The sequence below is a fragment of the Halomicrobium katesii DSM 19301 genome (assembly GCF_000379085.1).
Lineage (GTDB): Archaea > Halobacteriota > Halobacteria > Halobacteriales > Haloarculaceae > Halomicrobium > Halomicrobium katesii.
Window position 1 is genome coordinate 650,027 of record NZ_KB905378.1, and the last position, 18,123, is coordinate 668,149.

Annotated in this window: 18 protein-coding genes and 2 tRNA genes; 10 read left to right on the forward strand and 10 right to left on the reverse strand. The window is 66.8% G+C overall.

All coding sequences use genetic code 11. The features are described from left to right. From rpoB to HALKA_RS0103355, 3 genes are read right to left on the reverse strand one after another with little or no spacing between them, the layout of a single operon-like run. Entirely contained in the window at nucleotides 1–1,827 is a 1,827-nt protein-coding gene (gene rpoB, locus HALKA_RS0103345; protein ID WP_018256662.1) for a DNA-directed RNA polymerase subunit B, read from the reverse strand. A 3-nt stretch (nucleotides 1,828–1,830) separates the two neighbouring features. Further along, nucleotides 1,831–3,393 carry a DNA-directed RNA polymerase subunit B'' gene (locus tag HALKA_RS0103350; RefSeq protein WP_018256663.1) on the reverse strand — a complete coding sequence of 521 codons (1,563 nt, stop codon included), beginning with the start codon at nucleotides 3,391–3,393 and terminating at the stop codon, nucleotides 1,831–1,833. Then, nucleotides 3,393–3,620, reverse strand: a complete 228-nt coding sequence (locus HALKA_RS0103355; protein ID WP_012808043.1) for a DNA-directed RNA polymerase subunit H — start codon at nucleotides 3,618–3,620, stop codon at nucleotides 3,393–3,395. The genes HALKA_RS0103350 and HALKA_RS0103355 overlap by 1 nt, the downstream gene beginning before the upstream one ends. Nucleotides 3,621–3,945: 325 nt before the next feature. Here HALKA_RS0103355 and HALKA_RS0103360 point away from each other — a divergent pair. The 6 genes from HALKA_RS0103360 to HALKA_RS0103390 all read left to right on the forward strand — a co-directional run bounded on the left by HALKA_RS0103360 (nucleotide 3,946) and on the right by HALKA_RS0103390 (nucleotide 7,374). Continuing rightward, a tRNA-Asp gene (locus tag HALKA_RS0103360) sits at nucleotides 3,946–4,018 on the forward strand. Between the two features lie 43 nt (nucleotides 4,019–4,061). Continuing rightward, nucleotides 4,062–4,134, forward strand: a tRNA-Asp gene (locus HALKA_RS0103365). 217 nt (nucleotides 4,135–4,351) lie between these two features. Further along, nucleotides 4,352–5,005, forward strand: a complete 654-nt coding sequence (locus HALKA_RS0103370; protein ID WP_018256664.1) for a hypothetical protein — start codon at nucleotides 4,352–4,354, stop codon at nucleotides 5,003–5,005. A gap of 55 nt (nucleotides 5,006–5,060) precedes the next feature. After that, the gene (locus HALKA_RS0103375) at nucleotides 5,061–5,360 is read left to right on the forward strand and encodes a winged helix-turn-helix transcriptional regulator (protein ID WP_018256665.1); all 300 of its coding nucleotides are present in this window, start codon (nucleotides 5,061–5,063) and stop codon (nucleotides 5,358–5,360) included. 238 nt (nucleotides 5,361–5,598) lie between these two features. Beyond that, nucleotides 5,599–6,048: a DUF7382 domain-containing protein gene (locus tag HALKA_RS0103380; protein WP_018256666.1), complete on the forward strand. Its 450-nt coding sequence runs from the start codon at nucleotides 5,599–5,601 to the stop codon at nucleotides 6,046–6,048. A gap of 144 nt (nucleotides 6,049–6,192) precedes the next feature. Continuing rightward, nucleotides 6,193–7,374 (forward strand): tubulin/FtsZ family protein, encoded by a 1,182-nt coding sequence (locus tag HALKA_RS0103390; protein ID WP_018256668.1) that lies wholly within the window; start codon nucleotides 6,193–6,195, stop codon nucleotides 7,372–7,374. Here HALKA_RS0103390 and HALKA_RS0103395 read toward each other — a convergent pair. Then, nucleotides 7,371–8,111, reverse strand: coding sequence for a protein-L-isoaspartate O-methyltransferase family protein (locus HALKA_RS0103395; RefSeq protein ID WP_018256669.1), 741 nt, complete (start codon nucleotides 8,109–8,111; stop codon nucleotides 7,371–7,373). The two genes, HALKA_RS0103390 and HALKA_RS0103395, sit on opposite strands and share 4 nt — an antisense overlap. A 160-nt stretch (nucleotides 8,112–8,271) precedes the next feature. On the opposite strand from HALKA_RS0103395, the gene HALKA_RS0103400 reads away from it, so the two are divergent. Then, the gene (locus tag HALKA_RS0103400) at nucleotides 8,272–8,781 is read left to right on the forward strand and encodes a hypothetical protein (protein ID WP_018256670.1); all 510 of its coding nucleotides are present in this window, start codon (nucleotides 8,272–8,274) and stop codon (nucleotides 8,779–8,781) included. On the opposite strand, the gene HALKA_RS0103405 is transcribed toward HALKA_RS0103400, so the two are convergent. Both HALKA_RS0103405 and HALKA_RS0103410 read right to left on the reverse strand, forming a co-directional pair. After that, entirely contained in the window at nucleotides 8,768–9,388 is a 621-nt protein-coding gene (locus HALKA_RS0103405; RefSeq protein WP_018256671.1) for a protein-L-isoaspartate(D-aspartate) O-methyltransferase, read from the reverse strand. The genes HALKA_RS0103400 and HALKA_RS0103405 overlap by 14 nt on opposite strands. 1 nt (nucleotide 9,389) lies before the next feature. Then, nucleotides 9,390–10,046: an HVO_0476 family zinc finger protein gene (locus tag HALKA_RS0103410; protein WP_018256672.1), complete on the reverse strand. Its 657-nt coding sequence runs from the start codon at nucleotides 10,044–10,046 to the stop codon at nucleotides 9,390–9,392. A 136-nt stretch (nucleotides 10,047–10,182) separates the two neighbouring features. Here HALKA_RS0103410 and HALKA_RS0103415 point away from each other — a divergent pair, with 136 nt between their 5' ends. Beyond that, nucleotides 10,183–11,358 carry a hypothetical protein gene (locus HALKA_RS0103415; RefSeq protein WP_018256673.1) on the forward strand — a complete coding sequence of 392 codons (1,176 nt, stop codon included), beginning with the start codon at nucleotides 10,183–10,185 and terminating at the stop codon, nucleotides 11,356–11,358. A 186-nt stretch (nucleotides 11,359–11,544) separates the two neighbouring features. Here the strand turns inward: HALKA_RS0103415 and HALKA_RS0103420 are convergent, their stop codons facing one another. After that, entirely contained in the window at nucleotides 11,545–12,495 is a 951-nt protein-coding gene (locus HALKA_RS0103420) for an aminopeptidase (RefSeq protein WP_018256674.1), read from the reverse strand. A 123-nt stretch (nucleotides 12,496–12,618) separates the two neighbouring features. Here HALKA_RS0103420 and HALKA_RS0103425 point away from each other — a divergent pair, with 123 nt between their 5' ends. After that, nucleotides 12,619–13,701: a type II glyceraldehyde-3-phosphate dehydrogenase gene (locus HALKA_RS0103425; RefSeq protein WP_026190136.1), complete on the forward strand. Its 1,083-nt coding sequence runs from the start codon at nucleotides 12,619–12,621 to the stop codon at nucleotides 13,699–13,701. Nucleotides 13,702–13,851: 150 nt separating this feature from the next. Here HALKA_RS0103425 and HALKA_RS0103430 read toward each other — a convergent pair whose 3' ends face one another. Then, nucleotides 13,852–14,340, reverse strand: a complete 489-nt coding sequence (locus HALKA_RS0103430; RefSeq protein WP_018256676.1) for a metallophosphoesterase — start codon at nucleotides 14,338–14,340, stop codon at nucleotides 13,852–13,854. 148 nt (nucleotides 14,341–14,488) lie between these two features. On the opposite strand from HALKA_RS0103430, the gene HALKA_RS22095 reads away from it, so the two are divergent. Beyond that, a complete protein-coding gene (locus HALKA_RS22095) occupies nucleotides 14,489–14,620 on the forward strand; it encodes a hypothetical protein (RefSeq protein ID WP_281170671.1) in 132 nt (43 codons plus the stop codon). Between the two features lie 133 nt (nucleotides 14,621–14,753). On the opposite strand, the gene HALKA_RS0103435 is transcribed toward HALKA_RS22095, so the two are convergent. Both HALKA_RS0103435 and HALKA_RS0103440 read right to left on the reverse strand, forming a co-directional pair. After that, nucleotides 14,754–15,929, reverse strand: a complete 1,176-nt coding sequence (locus HALKA_RS0103435; RefSeq protein WP_018256677.1) for a DUF6498-containing protein — start codon at nucleotides 15,927–15,929, stop codon at nucleotides 14,754–14,756. A 154-nt stretch (nucleotides 15,930–16,083) separates the two neighbouring features. Continuing rightward, a complete protein-coding gene (locus HALKA_RS0103440; RefSeq protein ID WP_018256678.1) occupies nucleotides 16,084–18,090 on the reverse strand; it encodes a hypothetical protein in 2,007 nt (668 codons plus the stop codon). Nucleotides 18,091–18,123: the final 33 nt, after the last annotated feature.

The window sequence follows — 18,123 nt, forward strand, 5'->3', positions numbered from 1 at the left end:
TTAGACTGCGTCTTCCAGTTCGATGCGCGGTGCGATTCCGAGCGCCTTCATCTCGTCGAGCAGGAGCTTGAACGCGTACGGCATCTCGACCTCGTGGATGTCGGTCTCTTCCTCACAGTTGGGGCAGTAGATGCGGCGTTGCTCGACGTTCTCGACGGCGGCCATGCCACACTCGCCACAGATCTTGATCCACTCGCGGTCGGACTCGTCGAGGAGCCGTTCCTTGAGGACCATCGCCGCCCCGTGGCCGATCAGCACGTCCCGTTCCATGTGTCCCACGCGCAGGCCGCCCTCGCGGGCACGCCCTTCCGTCGGCTGACGGGTCAGCACCTGCACCGGCCCGCGTGAACGGGCGTGGAGCTTGTTCGAGACCATGTGGTACAGCTTCTGGTAGAAGATCGTCCCGACGAAGATCTCTGCTTCGACCTTCTCGCCGGTGACGCCGGAGTACATGACCTCCTTGCCCGAGGACTTGAACCCACGGTCCTCCAGTGCGCCGCGCAGTTCCGCCTCGTCTTCGCCGGTGAAGGCAGTGCCGTCGACACGGCGACCTTCGAGTGCGCCGACCTTCCCGCCCAGCATCTCCAGTACGTGGCCGACCGTCATCCGCGACGGCAGGGCGTGTGGATTGAGGATGAGGTCGGGCACGACGCCGTCCTCGGTGAAGGGCATGTCTTCCTGGGGGGCCAGGTGACCGACGACGCCCTTCTGTCCGTGCCGAGAGGCGAACTTGTCCCCGAGCTCGGGGATCCGCTCGTCACGCACGGAGACCTTCGAGAGCTTCGAGCCGTCCTCGCCTTCCATCAGCGTGACCGTGTCGACGACCCCGCTCTCGCCAGAGCGCATCGTGACGCTCGTCTCACGGCGCTTCTGGGGGCTGAGACCGCCCATATCGTCTGGCTCTTCGAGGAACCGCGGCGGCGAGGTCTTGCCCAGCAGGACCTCGTTTTCCTTGACGTTGGTCTCGGGGTTGACCAGTCCGTCCTCGTCGAGGTGGGTGTAGGCTTCCTCACCGCGTGCGCCCCGCACCTCGTCGTCGGGCACCTCGAAGCGGTCCTCCTGACCGCCGGGGTAGCGCCGTTCCTCACCCTCGTAGGTCCGGAAGAAGTGCGAGCGAGCGAGCGCGCGCTCGACCGAGCCCTCGTTCATCACGAGTGCGTCCTCGATGTTGAACCCCTCGTAGCTCATCACGGCGACCGTGAAGTTCTGGGCCGCCGGGCGGTCGTCGTACCCGATCTGTTCCGTGGTCTGGGTCTTGACCATCGACAGCTGCGGGTAGTGCAGCAGGTGCTGGCGCGTGTCCGGACGAATCCGGTAGTTCGCGCTCGGCAGCCCCAGCGACTGCTTGATCATCCCCGACCCCATCGTAATCCGGGGCGAGGCGTTGTGTTCCGGATACGGGATCATCCCGGCACCGATCCCGAACATCAGCTGTGGGTCCACTTCGAGGTGGGTGTGGTCGTCGGTCACGTCCTCCTCGCTGACTGCGACGAGGATGTCCTCCTCCTCCTCGGCGTCGATAAACTCGACGACGCCGCGTTCGACCAGTTCCTCGAAGCCCAGTTCGTCGTCTTTGACCTGCTGGACCTCCGATTCCGTGATCAGTGGTTCGCCGTCCTCGACGACCAGCAGCGGGCGACGGGCCCGGCCGGCGTCGGCGTTGACGATGACTTCGTCCGTCCGATCCTTGACGGAGACGTTGACCATCTCCGAGACGTCCCCGCGTCGGCGGGCCTGTCGGATCTGATCTGCGAGCTGTTCGGGGTCGGGATGTGTCCCGACCAGACTGCCGTTGACGTACACTTTGGCGTCGCGTCCCTGACTCATGATTTAATCGTCCGCTGGCTGCTCGATTCGCTCGATTCCGGGGATCCCCTGGACCCCCATGTCGGCGAGTTCCTGTTTGAGATCCTGTTCGTCTTCGACGTTCTGAGAGAGTTCCATCGCCTGCGCGAAGTTCTTCACCAGACCACAGTTGGGTCCTTCGGGGGTCTCTGACGGACAGATCCGGCCCCACTGGGTCGCGTGCAGGTCACGCGCCTCGAAGTGAGGCTGACTCCGAGAGAGCGGCGAACGGAGGCGGCGCAGGTGAGAGAGCACGCCCATGTAATCGGTCCGGTCGACCAGCTGGCTCACGCCGGAGCGGCCGCCGACCCAGTTGCCCGTCGCGATCGGGTGTTCGAGCCGTTCGGTCAGCACGTCCGACCGAACGACCGTCGACACCGAGAGCTGACGGTTGCGCATGTTGGCCCGTTCGAGCTGGTACTTCACGTCGCGTGCCAGCTTGTTCAGCGCGGTCCGGAACAGGTCTTTCATCAGGTCGCCGCTGACCTTCAGGCGCTTGTTGGAGTAGTGGTCCTTGTCGTCCGCGTCGCGCCGACCGAGCGCGAGCTCGAAGCAGGCTTCCGCCATCCGGCAGAGGTAGAAGGCCTTGTTGATGCGTACGTCCTCCTCGTCGACGCCCTCCTCGTGAAGGTGGGGCAGGAGATAGCGGTCGATGACGTAGTTGGCTCGCTTGAGCTGGTAGTTCTTGCCCTGGCCGGAGGCGACGCGCTCGCCCAGCGTCTCGATCGCGCCCTCGGTGGTCTGGACGTCGGCGGCCTCCAGGTTCTCCAGCATGAACTTCACGATCTCCGGGTCGTCGCTGACGCGGTGGACGATCTCCTCGTCGGACTCCAGGCCCAGCGCACGCACGAGAGTCACGAAGTTGATCGAACCCGAGACGCTCGGGAAGGAGACTTCGAGGATGCCGTCGCGGGTTCGCTCACAGAGGACGAGGGCACGGTAGCCACGGCGCTGGGAGAAGGTCTTGGCGACCTGCACGTCGTCGCCGTACTTGGTGTCGTGTTCCGCGAGGATCTTGTTGGGCGCGAGGTCCTCGCTGGTCATCAGGACTCGTTCCGAGCCGTTGACACAGAAGTAGCCGCCGGGGTCGGCGGGGTCCTCGCCGATGTCGATCAGCTCTTCGTCGGTGAACCCGTCGATGTTACACTTGTTCGAGCCGACCATGATCGGCATCCGGCCGATCTTGGTCTCGGTCTGGTCGACGACGACCTCCTCTTCCTCGTCGCCGCCCCGAACGATCGCCATCTCCATGAAGACCGGCGCGGAGTAGGTGATGTTTCGCAGTCGGGCCTCCTGTGGGTAGAGCAGTTCCTCGCTGCCGTCGGCCTCACGGACCCGAGGCGTGACGACGCGCACGTCACCGAGTTCGACGAAGACCGGCTCCTGGCCCTCCTTGTCGCCGATGTCGGTCTCGATCGTCTCCTTCTCGTCGACGACCTGCTGCATGCCCCGGTCGAGGAAGGAGTTGAACGATCGGAAGTGATGCTCCGCCAGGCGCTCCCGCGAGAAGTACTCCCGAGAGATCGCGCGTCGGTCGTTGACGTCCATCAGGACACCACCAGTCGATACACGACTGCCTGATCGGTCGTTCGCGAATTACGGACGATCTTGATCACGTCGCCGACCTCGGCCTCGTCGGGGGTGGCCGGGTCGGTGCGTTTGATCTTCGGCAGGTCCGTCTTTTTGATGTTGTACTCCTCGAGCACGTCGTCGAGAACGTCCTCGTCGACGATGCTGTGGTCTGGAACGAGTTCGTGTTGGCTTACGTCTACCATGTGTGTTGTTGCCGGCGAGTGGAGAAGGTGGCTGTCACGAGATACTACAGGTCGTTATTAGCGGAACGCATTTAACCCTTGCCAAGTCCGTCTGCAGTAGCTATCGAACGCCGGGCCGGTCGCCGCGTCGTCAGAAACTATGCGAACGACCTTCATAGTCGTTTGGGTCCGGGCAGATCTGGCCCTCCCCGGACCGCAGACGCCGACAGACGACCGGTCGGGCTGGCGCGACGCCGGGCGCTGACCCCACCACGACACCACAACCCAATGACGGCGCGTTTGGAAAGCCTTAATACTATCACCAGGATACGATGAGATGCGTCGTGCCCGGATGGTGTAGTGGCCCATCATACGACCCTGTCACGGTCGTGACGCGGGTTCAAATCCCGCTCCGGGCGCTTCTGCTGTGAACGAATTGCCGAACAACTGAAAATCCGTCGTGCCCGGATGGTGTAGTGGCCCATCATACGACCCTGTCACGGTCGTGACGCGGGTTCAAATCCCGCTCCGGGCGTTCTACGACAGTTCACTCCCCCCAGCGAAGCCTCTCGTCGTCGATCGACACCCGGCTGTGGCTCACAGAACACGTGGCGTGGAAGGGGAAAAGTCCCCTCACCCTGTCATAGGTCCGTCCCACCTCGGGAGGCGGACACGGCTGTGATCGGCCGACGGCGATAAATGCTTTGCGGGGGTGGGGAACTGTTTAGTGTCGGCGCACGAATCTCGCCCGTATGGAGGACGTGGACCGCGAATCGATGCCGCGGGCGATCGTCGAGGAGTTTCTGGCACGCGAACGCGGGACGCGCGCGCTGCTGGACGACCTCGAGAAGCTGGCGATCGAGGGCCGGACCGAGGAGTTGCACGATCGGATCGAGAACCTCGCCGAGAACGACGAGGCGGTCTTCTACACCGTCGCGTTCAGCCTCGCGGACTCGGTGCAGTTCTTCGGCGACGTGGAGTCCCAGCTCGACGTGACCGCGGCCGATCGGCTCCGGGAGCTTGCCGAGACGTACCCGACGCTGGCAGAACCGTTCGCCGTCGTTCGAACGGAGCTGTCCGAAGACCGAAAGAACCCGGTGACGAACGTCAGCTACAGCGTCGCCTACCACCGTGGGATCGAGTCGCCGATCGTCACCTACCGCCCGCTGTCGGGCGGGCGAGAACTCTACGAGTCGCGAGCGACGCCGTCGGAAGTGCTGGGCACGGCCGCAGACCTCGTGGCGGCGACGACCGACGCGCTCGACGTGGCCCTGGAGAGCGATCACTCGGTCAACACGGAGGAGCTGAGCGAGCTGATCGACCGCCGCGAGCGACTGGAGACGGAGCTGTCGCGCCTGCGTGACGATCTCGACGAGCTCCGACGGACGCCGATCGACGGCGAGTAGCGAGGCCACACCGGATGCGTTTATATGTCCAGGGACAGAAGCACGGAGCGAGCACATGGGACTGGACCGACTGGCCGAGCAGGTCGAGAAAGAACGGCGCGACCTCCAGATTCTCGAAGCCATCATCGAACACGGTCCGATCGGGATCGTCCGCCTCGCCGAGGAGGCCGACGTCCCCGAACACAAGGTGCGGTACTCGCTGCGGATGCTCGAGAACGACGAGCTCGTCCAGCCGACGCCAGAGGGCGCGATTCCAGTAGAGAACATCGAAGCGCGGATCGCGACGATGAACCAGGGACTGGAACGACTGCGCGACCGGACCGAGACGCTGAAGACGATTTTCGACGCGGAGTGACACCGGCTGGACGCTTCGACAGCGATATACGCCATCACCAGGGCAGACCCATCGATCACGACGGCACCCAGATGTCAGAGAGCACCACACGGTCGAAACGCTCGCCCTCGTCGGCGGGGCGCTCGGCGTGCTCTGTCGCCACTGGCTCGCAACGGCCGTCGGCCTCGGGTGGCTCGTCCTCTCGGTGTGAGGACGGGCGGCCACGGGTTTATGTACCGGGACGGGACCACGACTCGCCATGTTCGTGGAACTGTGGCGCGACGACCGGGCGATCGAAGGACTGCCGATCAGACTCGTCATCGCTCTCGTCGTCGGCGTCGCGAGCCTGAGCGTCATGATGAACACCATCTCGGGACTGGACACAATGACCGTCAGCGAGCTCGACGTCGACCCCTCGAAGGAGGTGGTCGGAGAGGGCGAGACGGACGTGACGCTCACGGTCGTCGATCCGGACGGCCAGCCGGTCTCGGACGCGACGGTCGTCGTCACCGGTGGCACCGCGACGATGGACGGTGCGGTGACCGCGACGACGAACTCCAGGGGCAACGCCACCGTCACGATCACGCCGCAGTTGGGGCCCAACCAGCAGGAGGGGACAGTGACGATCGACGTGAAACCCCCCGCCAGCGGCGGGTACAGCGACCGGCGGCGCAACACCCGAATCCTCGTCGTCGACGACGGTGGCTAGGCCACCATCCGCGAGTCGCCACAGCGACTGGTCGACCCGCTCTCGTGGGGCGACCCCGCTGTGTCGGCCAGTAAGCGAGCGTTACGCGCGCCGACGGAGAGAAACGACTCTATAATTATCCGGTCGTGGGCCAACGACCACCGCATGAACCTCGCCGCAATCGGGTTCGGTAACGCGGGTGGCAAGATCGTCGACAGATTCCTCGCCTTCGAGGAGCGGTCTGGGCGGTCGCTCACGACAGAGGCGCTCGCGATCAACTCCGCGGAGATCGATCTGGCGAAGTTGGACGTGCTCCCGCCGGACCGTCGGCTCATCATCGGCCAGACCGACGAGCGGGTGAAGGGACGGGGCGTCGGTGCCGATCCGGAGCTGGGCTCGGAGATCGCTCGCCAGGACCTCACCGAGATCGAGCGCCAGCTGGACACCGTTCCGATCCACGAGACCGACGGCTTTCTCGTGGTCGCCGGGCTCGGCGGGGGAACCGGGAGCGGTGGCGCGCCGGAGCTGGCCGAGCGGCTCGGTCGGATCTACGACGAACCGATCTACGGGCTGGGGGTGTTGCCAAGCGCCGACGAGGGGGGTCGTCCCTCGCTCAACGCCGCCCGCTCGCTCCAGGCCTTCGCCGACGCGACGGACAACCTCATGATGTTCGACAACGACGCCTGGCGACAGACCCAGGGGTCGGTCGCGGCGGGGTACGACCGGACCAACCGAGAGATCGCGCGGCGGTTCGTCACGCTCCTAGCAGCCGGCGAACTCGACGGCTCGCAGGTGTCCGAGTCCGCGATGGACGCCAGCGACATCCGCCGGACGATGGCGACCGGGGGGCTCAGCACGATCGCGTTCAGCCAGGCAGATGTCGAGGCCGAGACGAAATCGAAGCAAGGACTGTTGGGCCGACTGCGATCCAACGGCGAGAGCCACACCGACGAGGGGGACCTGGCGAAGAAGATCCACGGGCTCGTCCGGAAGGCCGTCCAGTCGCGGCTCACCTGTCCGGCAGACGTCGCCTCCGCCGAGCGCGCCCTGGTCGTCGTCTCCGGCCCGCCACGCGAGGTCTCACAGAAGGGGCTCCAGCGGGCCCGCCAGTGGCTCGAACGCGAGACCGACAGCGTCGAGATGCTGGCCGGCGACGACCCCCGGGCCGACGCCGACGCGCTCTCGGTGGCCGTGTTGCTGTCGAACGTCACCGAGGTGCCACGCGTCGACGAGCTACAGGAGCGGGCCGTCACGGCACAGGAAAACAGCCGGCAGCAAGCCGCCGAGCGCAGAGCGGAGATCGACGAGTTGCTCACCGACGAGGAGAACGAGCTCGACCCCCTCTAGTAGTCGTCCCAGTCGATCCACTCTTGCTCCCAGCCCGCCCGCGACTGGGCGGCCTGCTGGGCGCGTTCGCGGTCCTCGCGGTGGGTGCGGTTGCGTTCGACGGTGTCTGCCTGCTCGCCCTCGACGAGCATCGGCTGGAAGGCGACGCCACCGAGGCGGCGGCGCTGACTGCCGTCGGCCGCGACGACCGTCAACGTCTGCTCGGCCGCACCGAGTGGCATGACCAGGCGACCGTCGTCGGCCAGTTGCTCCCGGAGCGCTCGCGGCGGTTCGACGGCCGCCGCCTCCAGCAGGATCTTGTCGTAGGGCGCGTACTCGGGGAGTCCCTCGGCCCCGTCGCGACGGTCCACGAGGACCGCCTCGTAGCCCGCCGTCGCGAGGTTCGAACGGGCGTCGGACACCAGCCGGCGCGTGATGTCGATGGCGTGGACGCGCTCGGGGCCGACGATCTCGGCGACGAGCGCGGCCGTGTAGCCGACGCCGACGCCGACGATCAGCACGTCGTCGTCCGCCTCGGGGGCCAGCGCTTCGAGGAGTCGTGCCGCGGTGCTCGGTGCGAGGACGCGGGTCCCGAACCGCTCGAACGACCGGTCGGAGTAGGCCGCTCGGTCGTCCTCGACGAACGCTTCCCGCGAGACCGTTCGCATCGCGTCCGCGAGACGCGGTGTCTGCAGACAGCCCTTGCTCTCGTGGGTCAGGCTGTCGACCATGTCTTCCCGCAGCACCGCCTGTTCCATACCCGAGGTTCCCGCCGGAAGTATATGAATGGCCCGTCCCGGAGCGGCGCGAGGATCGACGGCAGAGCGAAATCTGGTGAACCGCCGGGGCCGATCCCGAGGCACTCGCCCCGTTCGTCCGTGGAAAGATTCACCAGTCCATCGGTCGAAGGCGATCACGATGCCGGGCACACCCGAGCCGGTCGTCGGGAGCGCAGTCGTGACCCTGGGGCTCGCGGTCGCAGTCGGGACACTCGTCGCCGTGGTTCCGCTGGTCGTCGGCCGGCGGGCGTCGCCCCGGCGATACGCCGCCGTCGGCGGCGGCGTGTACGCGCTCGCCGTCGGGGGCCTCTGGGCAGTCCCGCGGATCGGCGTCGCCGGGCTGGGGTGTTCGCTGCCCGGAGACGCGGGGACGTGTGGCCCGTTCGCACTGATCGGCGTCGTCGTCCTCGTCGGACAGGGGGCCGTGGCGCTGTACACCCACAGCGAGTACGGCTACGTCGTCCCGCTTGGCGCGACGGCGTCGGTGACGCTGGTGCTGGCGTGGTCGTTCCTGCGGATGGGTGGCGAGAGCGATCCGATGACACTCTACGCCCTCTTTTTCGGGCCGGCGGCGGTGGGCGTCACCTGCGTCCTCGGCGTCTGTGAGGGGATCGTCCGACGGCAGGGAACCACGGTCACTGCATCGTGACGAACCGGACGCTGCCGTGGTGCTCGCGCTCTAGCTCGCCGTCGGCCCGCTTTCGAGCACGGACGAGCGTCTGGGGCCGTCGACCGAGCGGGCCGAGCACCACGCCGCCGGGCCGGAGCTGTTCGACGACGGCTCGGGGAAACTGCACTGGGCCACAGGTGAGGTACGCCCGGTCGTAGGGCGCATGTTCGGGCCAGCCTTCGCGGCCGTCTCCCGCTCTGATCGTGACGGTGTCGTAGCCGAGATCCGACAGGCGCTCGCGGGCCGTCTCGGCGAGGGTGGCGTGGTACTCGACGCTGTACACTGTGTCCGCGAGTTCGGCGGTCACGGCCGCGTGATAGCCACAGCCGGTGCCGATCTCCAGAACTCGGTCGTCGGGGCCCAGCTCCAGCAGGTCGGCCATGATGGCGACCATATGCGGGGCGCTGATCGTCTGCCCGTCCCCGACCGGGAGGGGACGGTCGTCGTAGGCCCGTTCGCGGTGCTGCTCGGGGACGAACTCGTGGCGGGGGACCGATTCGATCGCCGTCAGCACTCGCTCGTCGTCGATGCGGTCGCTCTCGGCGAGGGCCTCGACGAGCGCTCGTCGCCGGGCCGCCCAGTCCATGCTACCACGCCGACCAGGCGGTGGTCGACTCGTCGCGGACGTACAGTCGCTTGATGTCTTTCGCGAGGGCGCTGTCGCGGTCCTGGTCGTACTGTTCGCGGTCGTAGCCGTGGGCGTCGTCCCGGACGTGGAACCCCTCGACGGTGAACTCGTTGTCGCCGAACTCGTCGGTCGCGCCGACGGTGAACTCGTAGTCGCCGGGGACGTTGAGCTTGAAGCTCTCGGTGCTGTCGTGGCGGCCGTCTTTGGGGTGCATCGTCACGTCGACGGCGACGTTCCCGACCGCGCGGGTCCAGATGGTCTCGACGGCGTCGGCGGTCCCCTCGTCGACGCGTCCGCCTTCCGCCAGTTCGACGGCGGTGATCCGCACGGTCATCAGGGCCTCCTCGGCGTCCAGCAGGAACTCTTCGCCCTTGGCCAGTTCCTCCTCGGCCGGCACGTCGACCTGTGCGCTGAACGACTCCCCGTCCTGTGAGACGACGACGCGGCGCTGTACCTCGTTGTCGTCCGGGAGCTGTTCCTTGTGGGTGTGGTCACATTCCGTACAGCGAACCGTCACGTGGCTGCCGGGGCTGAGCACCTCGTGGACGGTCTCGAAGGCCGGCGAACACGCCGGGCACGGCAGGGCGAGGCGATCGCCCGGTGTCGCGTCTGTCATAGACGGGCGTACTCGGGCCGAACGTAAAGGGGCGTCGTCCCGGCCGTCTGGCCGCCTGTGACTGCCGGCCGGGGACGCACAAAACGAGATCGAACCGTACAGAAGGGCCTTACAAACGGCGACCGATGACGGACGTATGGCACCGATACGCCGCCGCCGAGCCCTCCAGCTGGCGAGCGGAAGCCTCAGCGCGCTCGTCGCCGGATGCGTCGGCGGATCACCGTCCGCCGGTACGGACGAACCGACAGAGACGCCGACCGACGAACCGACGGAGACGACGACGGACGGACGAACGGAGACGCCCACGGCCGCGACCGAAGTGACCGGGAGCGAGCAGGTCCGGTATCCGTCGGGCCCGTCAGAGCCCGACTGGGCGAGAGAAGACGCCGTCGGGCACGTCGCGCTGGCGGCCTCCCGAGAGCGGGCACGGGCGCTGCTCGCGCCGTTCGAGCTCCCCGAAGCACGACGCGAGCCGGTGGTCGAGTCGCTCCGGGAGACCGACTTCGAGCGATCGCTGCTGGCGCTGGTCGAGACCGTCGGCCCGAACGGCTGCTACCGGACCGTCGAGGTCTCGAACCTCGCGCTGAGCGGCGACCGGCTCGTCGGCGACGCGAGCGCGGTAGACGAGAGCGACAGCGAAACGGCCTGCACCGAGGCGCTGACCTACCCCGCGACGCTCGTGCGGGTCACCTTCGACGGCGCACCGCCGGACCGGGCGATGTTCACGATCACGGACGGCCGGGGCGAGAGTGCCGACGTGACGGGGACAGTCGAGGATCGAATCGGCCCGGACCCCGACGATCTGGCCGGTCACGTCCGTCCGGACGACGACCCCGTCGTCCGAGCGCCGCTGTCCTGTGACCGCGAGGGGCTCCAGCGCCACGGCAGCTGGGTCAACGATCCACCGTGGGGGCTGGCCACCGACGACGACGGAGCGCCGACGTTCGCGCTCCGGGTCGACCGACTCGAAGCCGGCGTCGGTGAGACGGTCACAGTCACGATGACCAACGTCGGCGACGGCGTCCTGAGCACCGGCAACCGCCACAAGTACGGCCTCCAGACCCGGACGGAATCGGGGTGGGAAGACGTTCGCGGCGCGACCGACGGCGACCCCGTGCCCTACACCGACGAGGCGATCGGCCACGCCCCCGGCGACGGCTTCGAGTGGACGCTGGACCTCACCGAGGATGGTCTCGTCGCGGACCACGTCCACGCCGACCGGCTGGTCGTCTGTCCCGACCTCGAACCCGGTCGCTACCGCTTCGTCTTCTGGGAGCCCGCCGTGGCCGTGGCGTTCGACCTCGTGGAGTAGCCGGGGCGATCACTCTGCCTGTGGCAGTTCCACTGCCACGCCGTCCTCGCGTGTCGCTTCGCTCCCGCTCACTCTACCTGTGGCAGTTCCACTGCCACACCGTCCTCGCGTGTCGCTTCGCTCCCGCTCACTCTACCTGTGGCAGTTCCACTGCCACACCGTCCTCGCGTGTCGCTTCGCTCCCGCTCACTCTACCTGTGGCAGTTCCACTGCCACACCGTCCGCGAACACGGTCGGCTCTCGCAAGATGCCGTCGAGGTGGATCGGCGCGGTCGTGTCCCCGCCGATCGCGTGGTCGTCGCCGATGGCGATGTGGACGGTGCCGCCGGCCTTCTCGTCCAGCAGCACCGAGCCGACGAGATCCCGGACGGCGACGTTGGTCCCGATCCCGAGTTCGGCGAGGTTGTAGGCGGCGTCACCGACGGTTTCGGCGGCCTCTTCGATCTGCTGGCGGACGGCGTCGTCGCCGATCTCGGTGACGAGCCCGTCCTCGACGGTGAACTCCAGCAGTTCCCCCTCCAGTTGGCCGTGGGGCATCATGGTCCCGTCGACGACGAAGGTGCCGTCGGCGGTCGTCGGGCTACAGAACACCTCGCCGGCCGGGAGATTCGACATCTCGCCGGGCTTGTGGACGATGCCGGTGTCGAGTTGCCACTCGCGGTCGCCCAGCCCGAAGGTGATGTCGGTCCCCTGGGGAGAAGTGACTCGGATCTCGTCGGCATCGTCGACCTGTGCGAGGACGTCTCGACAGTGGCCCGCGATCGCCTCGTAGTCGGCGTCCAGCCCCATCAGGAACACGCCTTCGGTGATTCCGGGGAGCGTCGCGATCCGGGCACCGGCCTCGTTGGCCTCGCTGCGGGCCTGCGTGTGGCTCAGACTCTTGGTCGTCGGCGCGAGCACGACATCCGCGCCGGCCATCGCGGCGGCGACCGGTTCGGGTGGCTCCTCGCCGTGTTGCTCGCCCGGCGGGTACCGGAGGAAGACGGTGTCGTCGCTGATCTCGCTGGCGACGCGGTACAGCGCCTCGCCGATGGCCGTGCGCTTCTCGTCGGTGACGACGGCACAGGACTCCGTCGACTGGAGGTTCAGACACTGCTCGACCGCGGTTCGGGCCGGCTTTCGGAGCGACGAGTTCATGCACGGTAGTGGCCGCCCGACCCACCTAAAGGTACCCGGCCGCGAACAGGGTACTCCGAAGCGAGTACGTTTCTATCACTAACAATCATAAAGAATATGGTCGCCACCGGCGAACCTCCGTGTATGCTCCGCGTGGGCATCAACGGCTTTGGCACCATCGGGAAACGGGTCGCCGACGCCGTTCGTGCACAACCAGATATGACGGTCGCCGGAGTCGCCAAACGAACGCCCGACTACGAGGCCGAGATCGCTCGTGATCGGGGCTACTCGCTTTTTGCCGCCGCAGAGACGACGCCGTTTACTGCGGCCGGAATCGACGTTGCAGGCCAGGTCCGCCAGCTCGTGGCTGCGAGCGACGTCGTCGTCGACGCGACGCCGGCCGGCGTCGGCGAGCGAAACCGCGCGCTGTACGAGGAGTTAGAGACGCCAGCGATCTACCAGGGCGGCGAAGACGCGAGCGTCGCGCCGGTCAGCTTCAACGCCAGGGCGAACTACGACGAGGCGGTCGGTGCCGACGCCGTCCGCGTCGTCTCGTGTAACACGACCGGGCTGTCACGCGTCCTGGCACCGCTGGAGGAACGCTACGGGATCGAGAAGGTGCGCGCGACGCTGGTCCGACGCGGCGGCGACCCCTCACAGACCGGACGCGGACCGATCAACGACACGCTGCCGGACCCCGTCTCGATCCCGTCCCACCACGCGCCGGACGTCAAGACGGTCTTCCCGGAGCTGTCGATCGACACCATGGGCATGAAGGTGCCCGCGACGCTGATGCACACCCACGCGATCAACCTCACGCTCCGGGCGACGCCCACCGCCGAGGACGTTCGCGATCTGCTGACCGCCGAGGGGCGACTGCTGGTGATCCCGGAGCGGCTGGGTATCGACGGCGCGGGCAAGCTCAAAGAGTACACCCGTGACGCGGGCCGCCCCCGCGGCGACGTGTGGGAGAACTGCATCTGGGCCGAGTCCCTGACCGTCGAACCCCTGTCGGACGGCCGCGCGGACTGCTACCTGTTCCAGGCGATCCACCAGGAGGCCGACGTGGTCCCCGAAAACGTCGACGCCATCCGGGCGATCGCCGGCCTCGCCGACGGCCCCGAGAGCGTCGAGCGCACCGACGAGGCCCTGGGGATCGGCTGCGGGCTCGCGGGGATAGAGCCCGACACGACCGCGCCGGCCCGCGACGCGGCGAGCGACGACTGATACGGATTATTGTAGCGATTTACCGGTGATCGTCTACTCCGTGGCGACGATCACCGGTAAGCAACTACAATAAACCGTATGAGACTGCCGGCAGTCACTTCGAGACTCGCCACTGAGGTCGCGAGACCGTTCACGGACAGGGCAGTACGCTCAGAGCCGGTGGAACTCGATCTCGCCCGACTCGGTGTCGAGGACGGCGACGTGCAGCGGTTCTGGTGCGGCCTCGATCGGGACGCCACCGGGGTTGATCCGGACGGTGCCCGCGTGTTCTTCGAGCACGCGCTCGTGGGTGTGCCCGTGGAGGACGTAGTCGTAGTTGCCACACTCGACCAGCGCGTCGACGATCGCGGGGCTGGTGCCGTGGTAGACGGCCACCTCGACCCCGTCCAGAGTCAGCTCACCCATCTCACCGAGGTAGGTGCCGAACGCGTCGATCTGGGCGGCGAGTGCCCACTCGCCGTCGTTGTTCCCCCGGACCGCGTAGAAGTCGAACGCTCGCTCGAAGGGGGCAGCCGAGAACGGGGCGACGAAGTCACCGCAGTGGACGACGGCGTCGACGCCGACGGCGTCGAACTGCTCGATCGCTGCCGCGACGAGATCCGTGTCGTCGTGCGTGTCCGAGACGATCCCAACGTGCATACAGACAGGCGACGCCGGACCCCCATATTCGTACCGGCTACAGAACCGGGCCATAGAACCGAGCGATCGAACAGCTAACTCTATTCCGAGTTCATTGTTTACTTGTTTCTGTACAAGAAATTTAACAGTCGGCGACGTATTCCCAGGTATGAGACGCCCTTCGACCGGCCGTGACAGGACCGACGGTCTCGACGCAACGTCAGACACCACCGCCGGCGACGTGCCGCGGAGAGAGGACGGCGACTGGGCGGCGCGTCACGGCCGCACGCGTCGCACCTGAGCGGTCCAGCGCTGTTGGCACGAACCAGTCCACCCACCACTCACCCCCCACCATTCTCTCTTTCAGTTCGCGAGCGATCGGACAATGAGAATGTCCCCGAAGACGCGCCGCAGACGACCGTTCACGAGAAGGATCACCGCGTGACGACCCGAGCGAGCGCCTCGGGATCGTCGACGACCGACAGCACCTTCGTATCGTCGTCCCGGACGAGACGCACCGTCCCAAAGTCGTTCGAGAAGAACGTACTCGCGATTCCGGACCCGGCCCGGACGTCTGCGATTTCGTGACGGGCGACGCTCCATTGCGGCGCGTCCAGTCTGCGGTCGTACGCGACAACCACGTCGCCGTAGACGCGATACTCGACCGCCCCGTACGCGAGACGCGCGACGGGAATCTCCAGGACCGCGCGGCCCGCGACGAGCGCGACGACGGTCGAGACGGCGGCGACGAGACCGAACCAGAGGCCGACGCCGACGGAGACGAGCGCGACGAGGAACCCGTACGGCGGGAGCAGCGCCAGGAGCACCCCGAGTCCGAGCGCGTGCAGGACGACGCCGCGATCGTCGGTCCCCACCACCGTGATCGGCTCACCGTCGGGGACCGTGATTGGGTCGTCCGCCTCGACCTCCGGCTGCGCACCGTCGTCAGTCGTAGACATCACGTCGAGGACGTCTGCGACGAGCTTCGCCGCGACCACGACCGCGAGCGTCGCCGTGAGTCCGACGCCCGCCGAGTCGGCGCCGGCACCGGCGATCGGGAGCAGGAACCCCGCGATGACGACGGCCATCCACCGGCGCCTCGAGAACGTCGACAGCGCGGAGTGGTGCTCGTACCGCTTCGCACGGACGAATTCGGACAGCGTCCCCGCGTGTCGGACGACGACGATCACCGCGCCGACAGCGACGCCGGGGAGCACGAGTCCTGCGAGCGAGCCAGACGATCTCGCGTACCCCCACACCAGTATCGCGACGACCCCGAGTCCGAACAGGACCCAGCCGGCGTTCAAGGCGAACGGGAGGTTCCGGGGATAGATCGGCGGCAACCAGTCCACGAGGGTCACGCTGCCGCGTTTCTCACGGAGGCGCTCCAGTGGCACCTGGATGCCGTAGAAGTCGTCGTCGACAGGCCGCGTCGCGAACAGTGCCTCGACTGACGAACGGGTGACGTACGCGACGGCCTCTATCCAGTAGAGCACGAGCACCGGGAACAGTGCCCAGTCGAACGCGAAGACGCCGACGAGCGGCACGGCGTTCACCAGGAGAGCCAGTGCGACGGTCGAACGCCTGTGCGTCGGATTATCCGCCACCATGCGACAATGTTCGTTTATTCAATATGATAAACTTATCGAGACGAGACTGCATCGAGCGCCGGACGGCGAATCCGGTGCTGGCCCTGACGAACCGGCGGGACAGCGAAGCGGGAGTCGCCACGGTGGCGGCTACTCGCCCACAGCGTCGGAGGTGTCAGCAGAATCCTGCCTGTGTCGGGTAGGTGTCCGAGCTACAGATGTCCTTTGCGTCCGGTAGCGCGGAGATAGTGAGCGAACAGATCGCGCCACCCAGGACCGCACACGGCACCGTCCCGAGGCCGAGCGTCGTCAGCGAGAACGCGCCACAGAACGCGGCGACGCCGTACCCGCAGAGCCCGACGTCCAGCGATAGTCGGATGAACGCGACACAGGCGCCACAGTCGTAGTTCTCGTCACCGATGGCCTCGAACACGCCGCTCCCGACGAGAGAGATCATCGACGAGTACCCGGTGATCCTGAGCTTCCACAGGGCCTTGATTTTGAAGTCGTCGATGAACTTGGTCGCGAGCGACTGGAAGGAGTTGATCGTGTTCGCGACGATCTTGCCACCCGTCACCGCGATCTCGGACGAGGACACGTCGGCGTACTCGATGGCTTCCGCCAGATAGTCGGCACTAACGTCCTGGATGCCGTCAGCGACGTCCTTCAGGCCGTCGTAGATATCACCGATCCAGTCGCCCCAGGGGATGGTGGGGATCCAGTCGCCTTGCGTCTCGGGTTGGGTCGTCTCGGGCGCGTCGAACTCGTACGTCTCCGTCGAGAGGCCGGCGGCAGCCGTCGAGAGAGAGCCGACCTCAAGCGTGTCGTGACGGAACTGTTCGATGTTACCGGCGTCGTTGCGCCACTGGTAGGTGTTCTTGCCGGCGACGACGTCGTCGGTGTCGTGGCGCTTCGTGACGCTGACCGCGCCCTCGTCACCCGTTTCGAGGTCGGTGAGTTTGAAGGTCACCGAATCGACCGGGTCGGTCGCCGTGTCGGAGGTGATCGTGTAGAGACCGTCGGCGTCGTGCCGGATTCGTCCCTCCACCGCCGACGCGAGCTGGTCGTAGGCATCGAGACGCTCGAATTTGGCGGCCATCTGGAGTCTCGCCGAGGACTGCGCGCTCTCGTAGGCCATGTAGTCGAACGACACGGTCATCCGCGCGATGCCGACCGACGTGACGTCGCCGAAGTACTGAATCCGTTCGGTCTCGCCGGCAGCGACGGTGACCGTCGGGTTCTTGTGGACTTCTTCCTCGTAGATGAACGCCTCCGTCGACTCGGTGCTGAACTCGACCGAGCGGTTCTCGGGGGCCGTACAGACCACGCGCTTGGACTCGGGGACGATTTCGACGGTCGCGCCGCTCTCGTGTTCGATACGCTCGACGCGCCCGTCGTAGCGCGCGGTCGTCCCGCGCTGGGTCGAGTAGGCACTGACGCTGCCGTCTTCGACGCTCGCGTGGGCGTGGTCGCTGTCCGCGTCGCCCGACACCTCGACGGTGACGCCCCGTCCGTCTCCGGAAATCTCCATCTCGCCGGGGAGCGAGGCCGGCAGTGCGTCGTCGGGTGCGAGTTTCTGGCCGTCCCTGCGGACCCAGACCCGGTCGGAGGCGTCGAAGTACGTGAGTTCCCCCGCGTACGAGATGTCGGTTCGTCCATTGATGGTCCCGCGGACGGTGCGAGCGTTCGGCTTCTCGAGTTCGTCGTCGGCTTCGACACGCCCGCTGGCGGAGATGTCGACGTCGACGTGGCCCGGCGCGATGACGGTGAGTGTCTGCTGGGGGAACGCGTCGGGGTCGACGGAGTCGCCGTCGACGACGACCTCCGCCCCGCCGGAGACGTCGAGTTCGGTGAACTCACCGGAGAAATCGTATGCGTGTGTCTCCCCCTCGATCGTGGCGGTGGCCGTGCCAGCGTCGAGGGATTCGCTCGGAGCGTCGGTCGCGGAGACGAGTCCGGTGACGGAGAACGTGTAACTGGCCTCACCGCTCGCACGGATGGAGACGCTTCGCGTGACCTCACTGGCAGCGAGCGAGGGTGTGCCGCGTTCAGTGATATCGTTGAGACTCGCGTCGGACGCGGCACCAGCCGTGGAAGCACCGATTGCGGTCGCACCGGCGACAGCCATCCCTCGGAGGACTTCGCGTCGAGACTTGTTCTGATTGTTGTCGTCTGACGACATACAATACCAACTTTTTCCACTGAATAATATAGT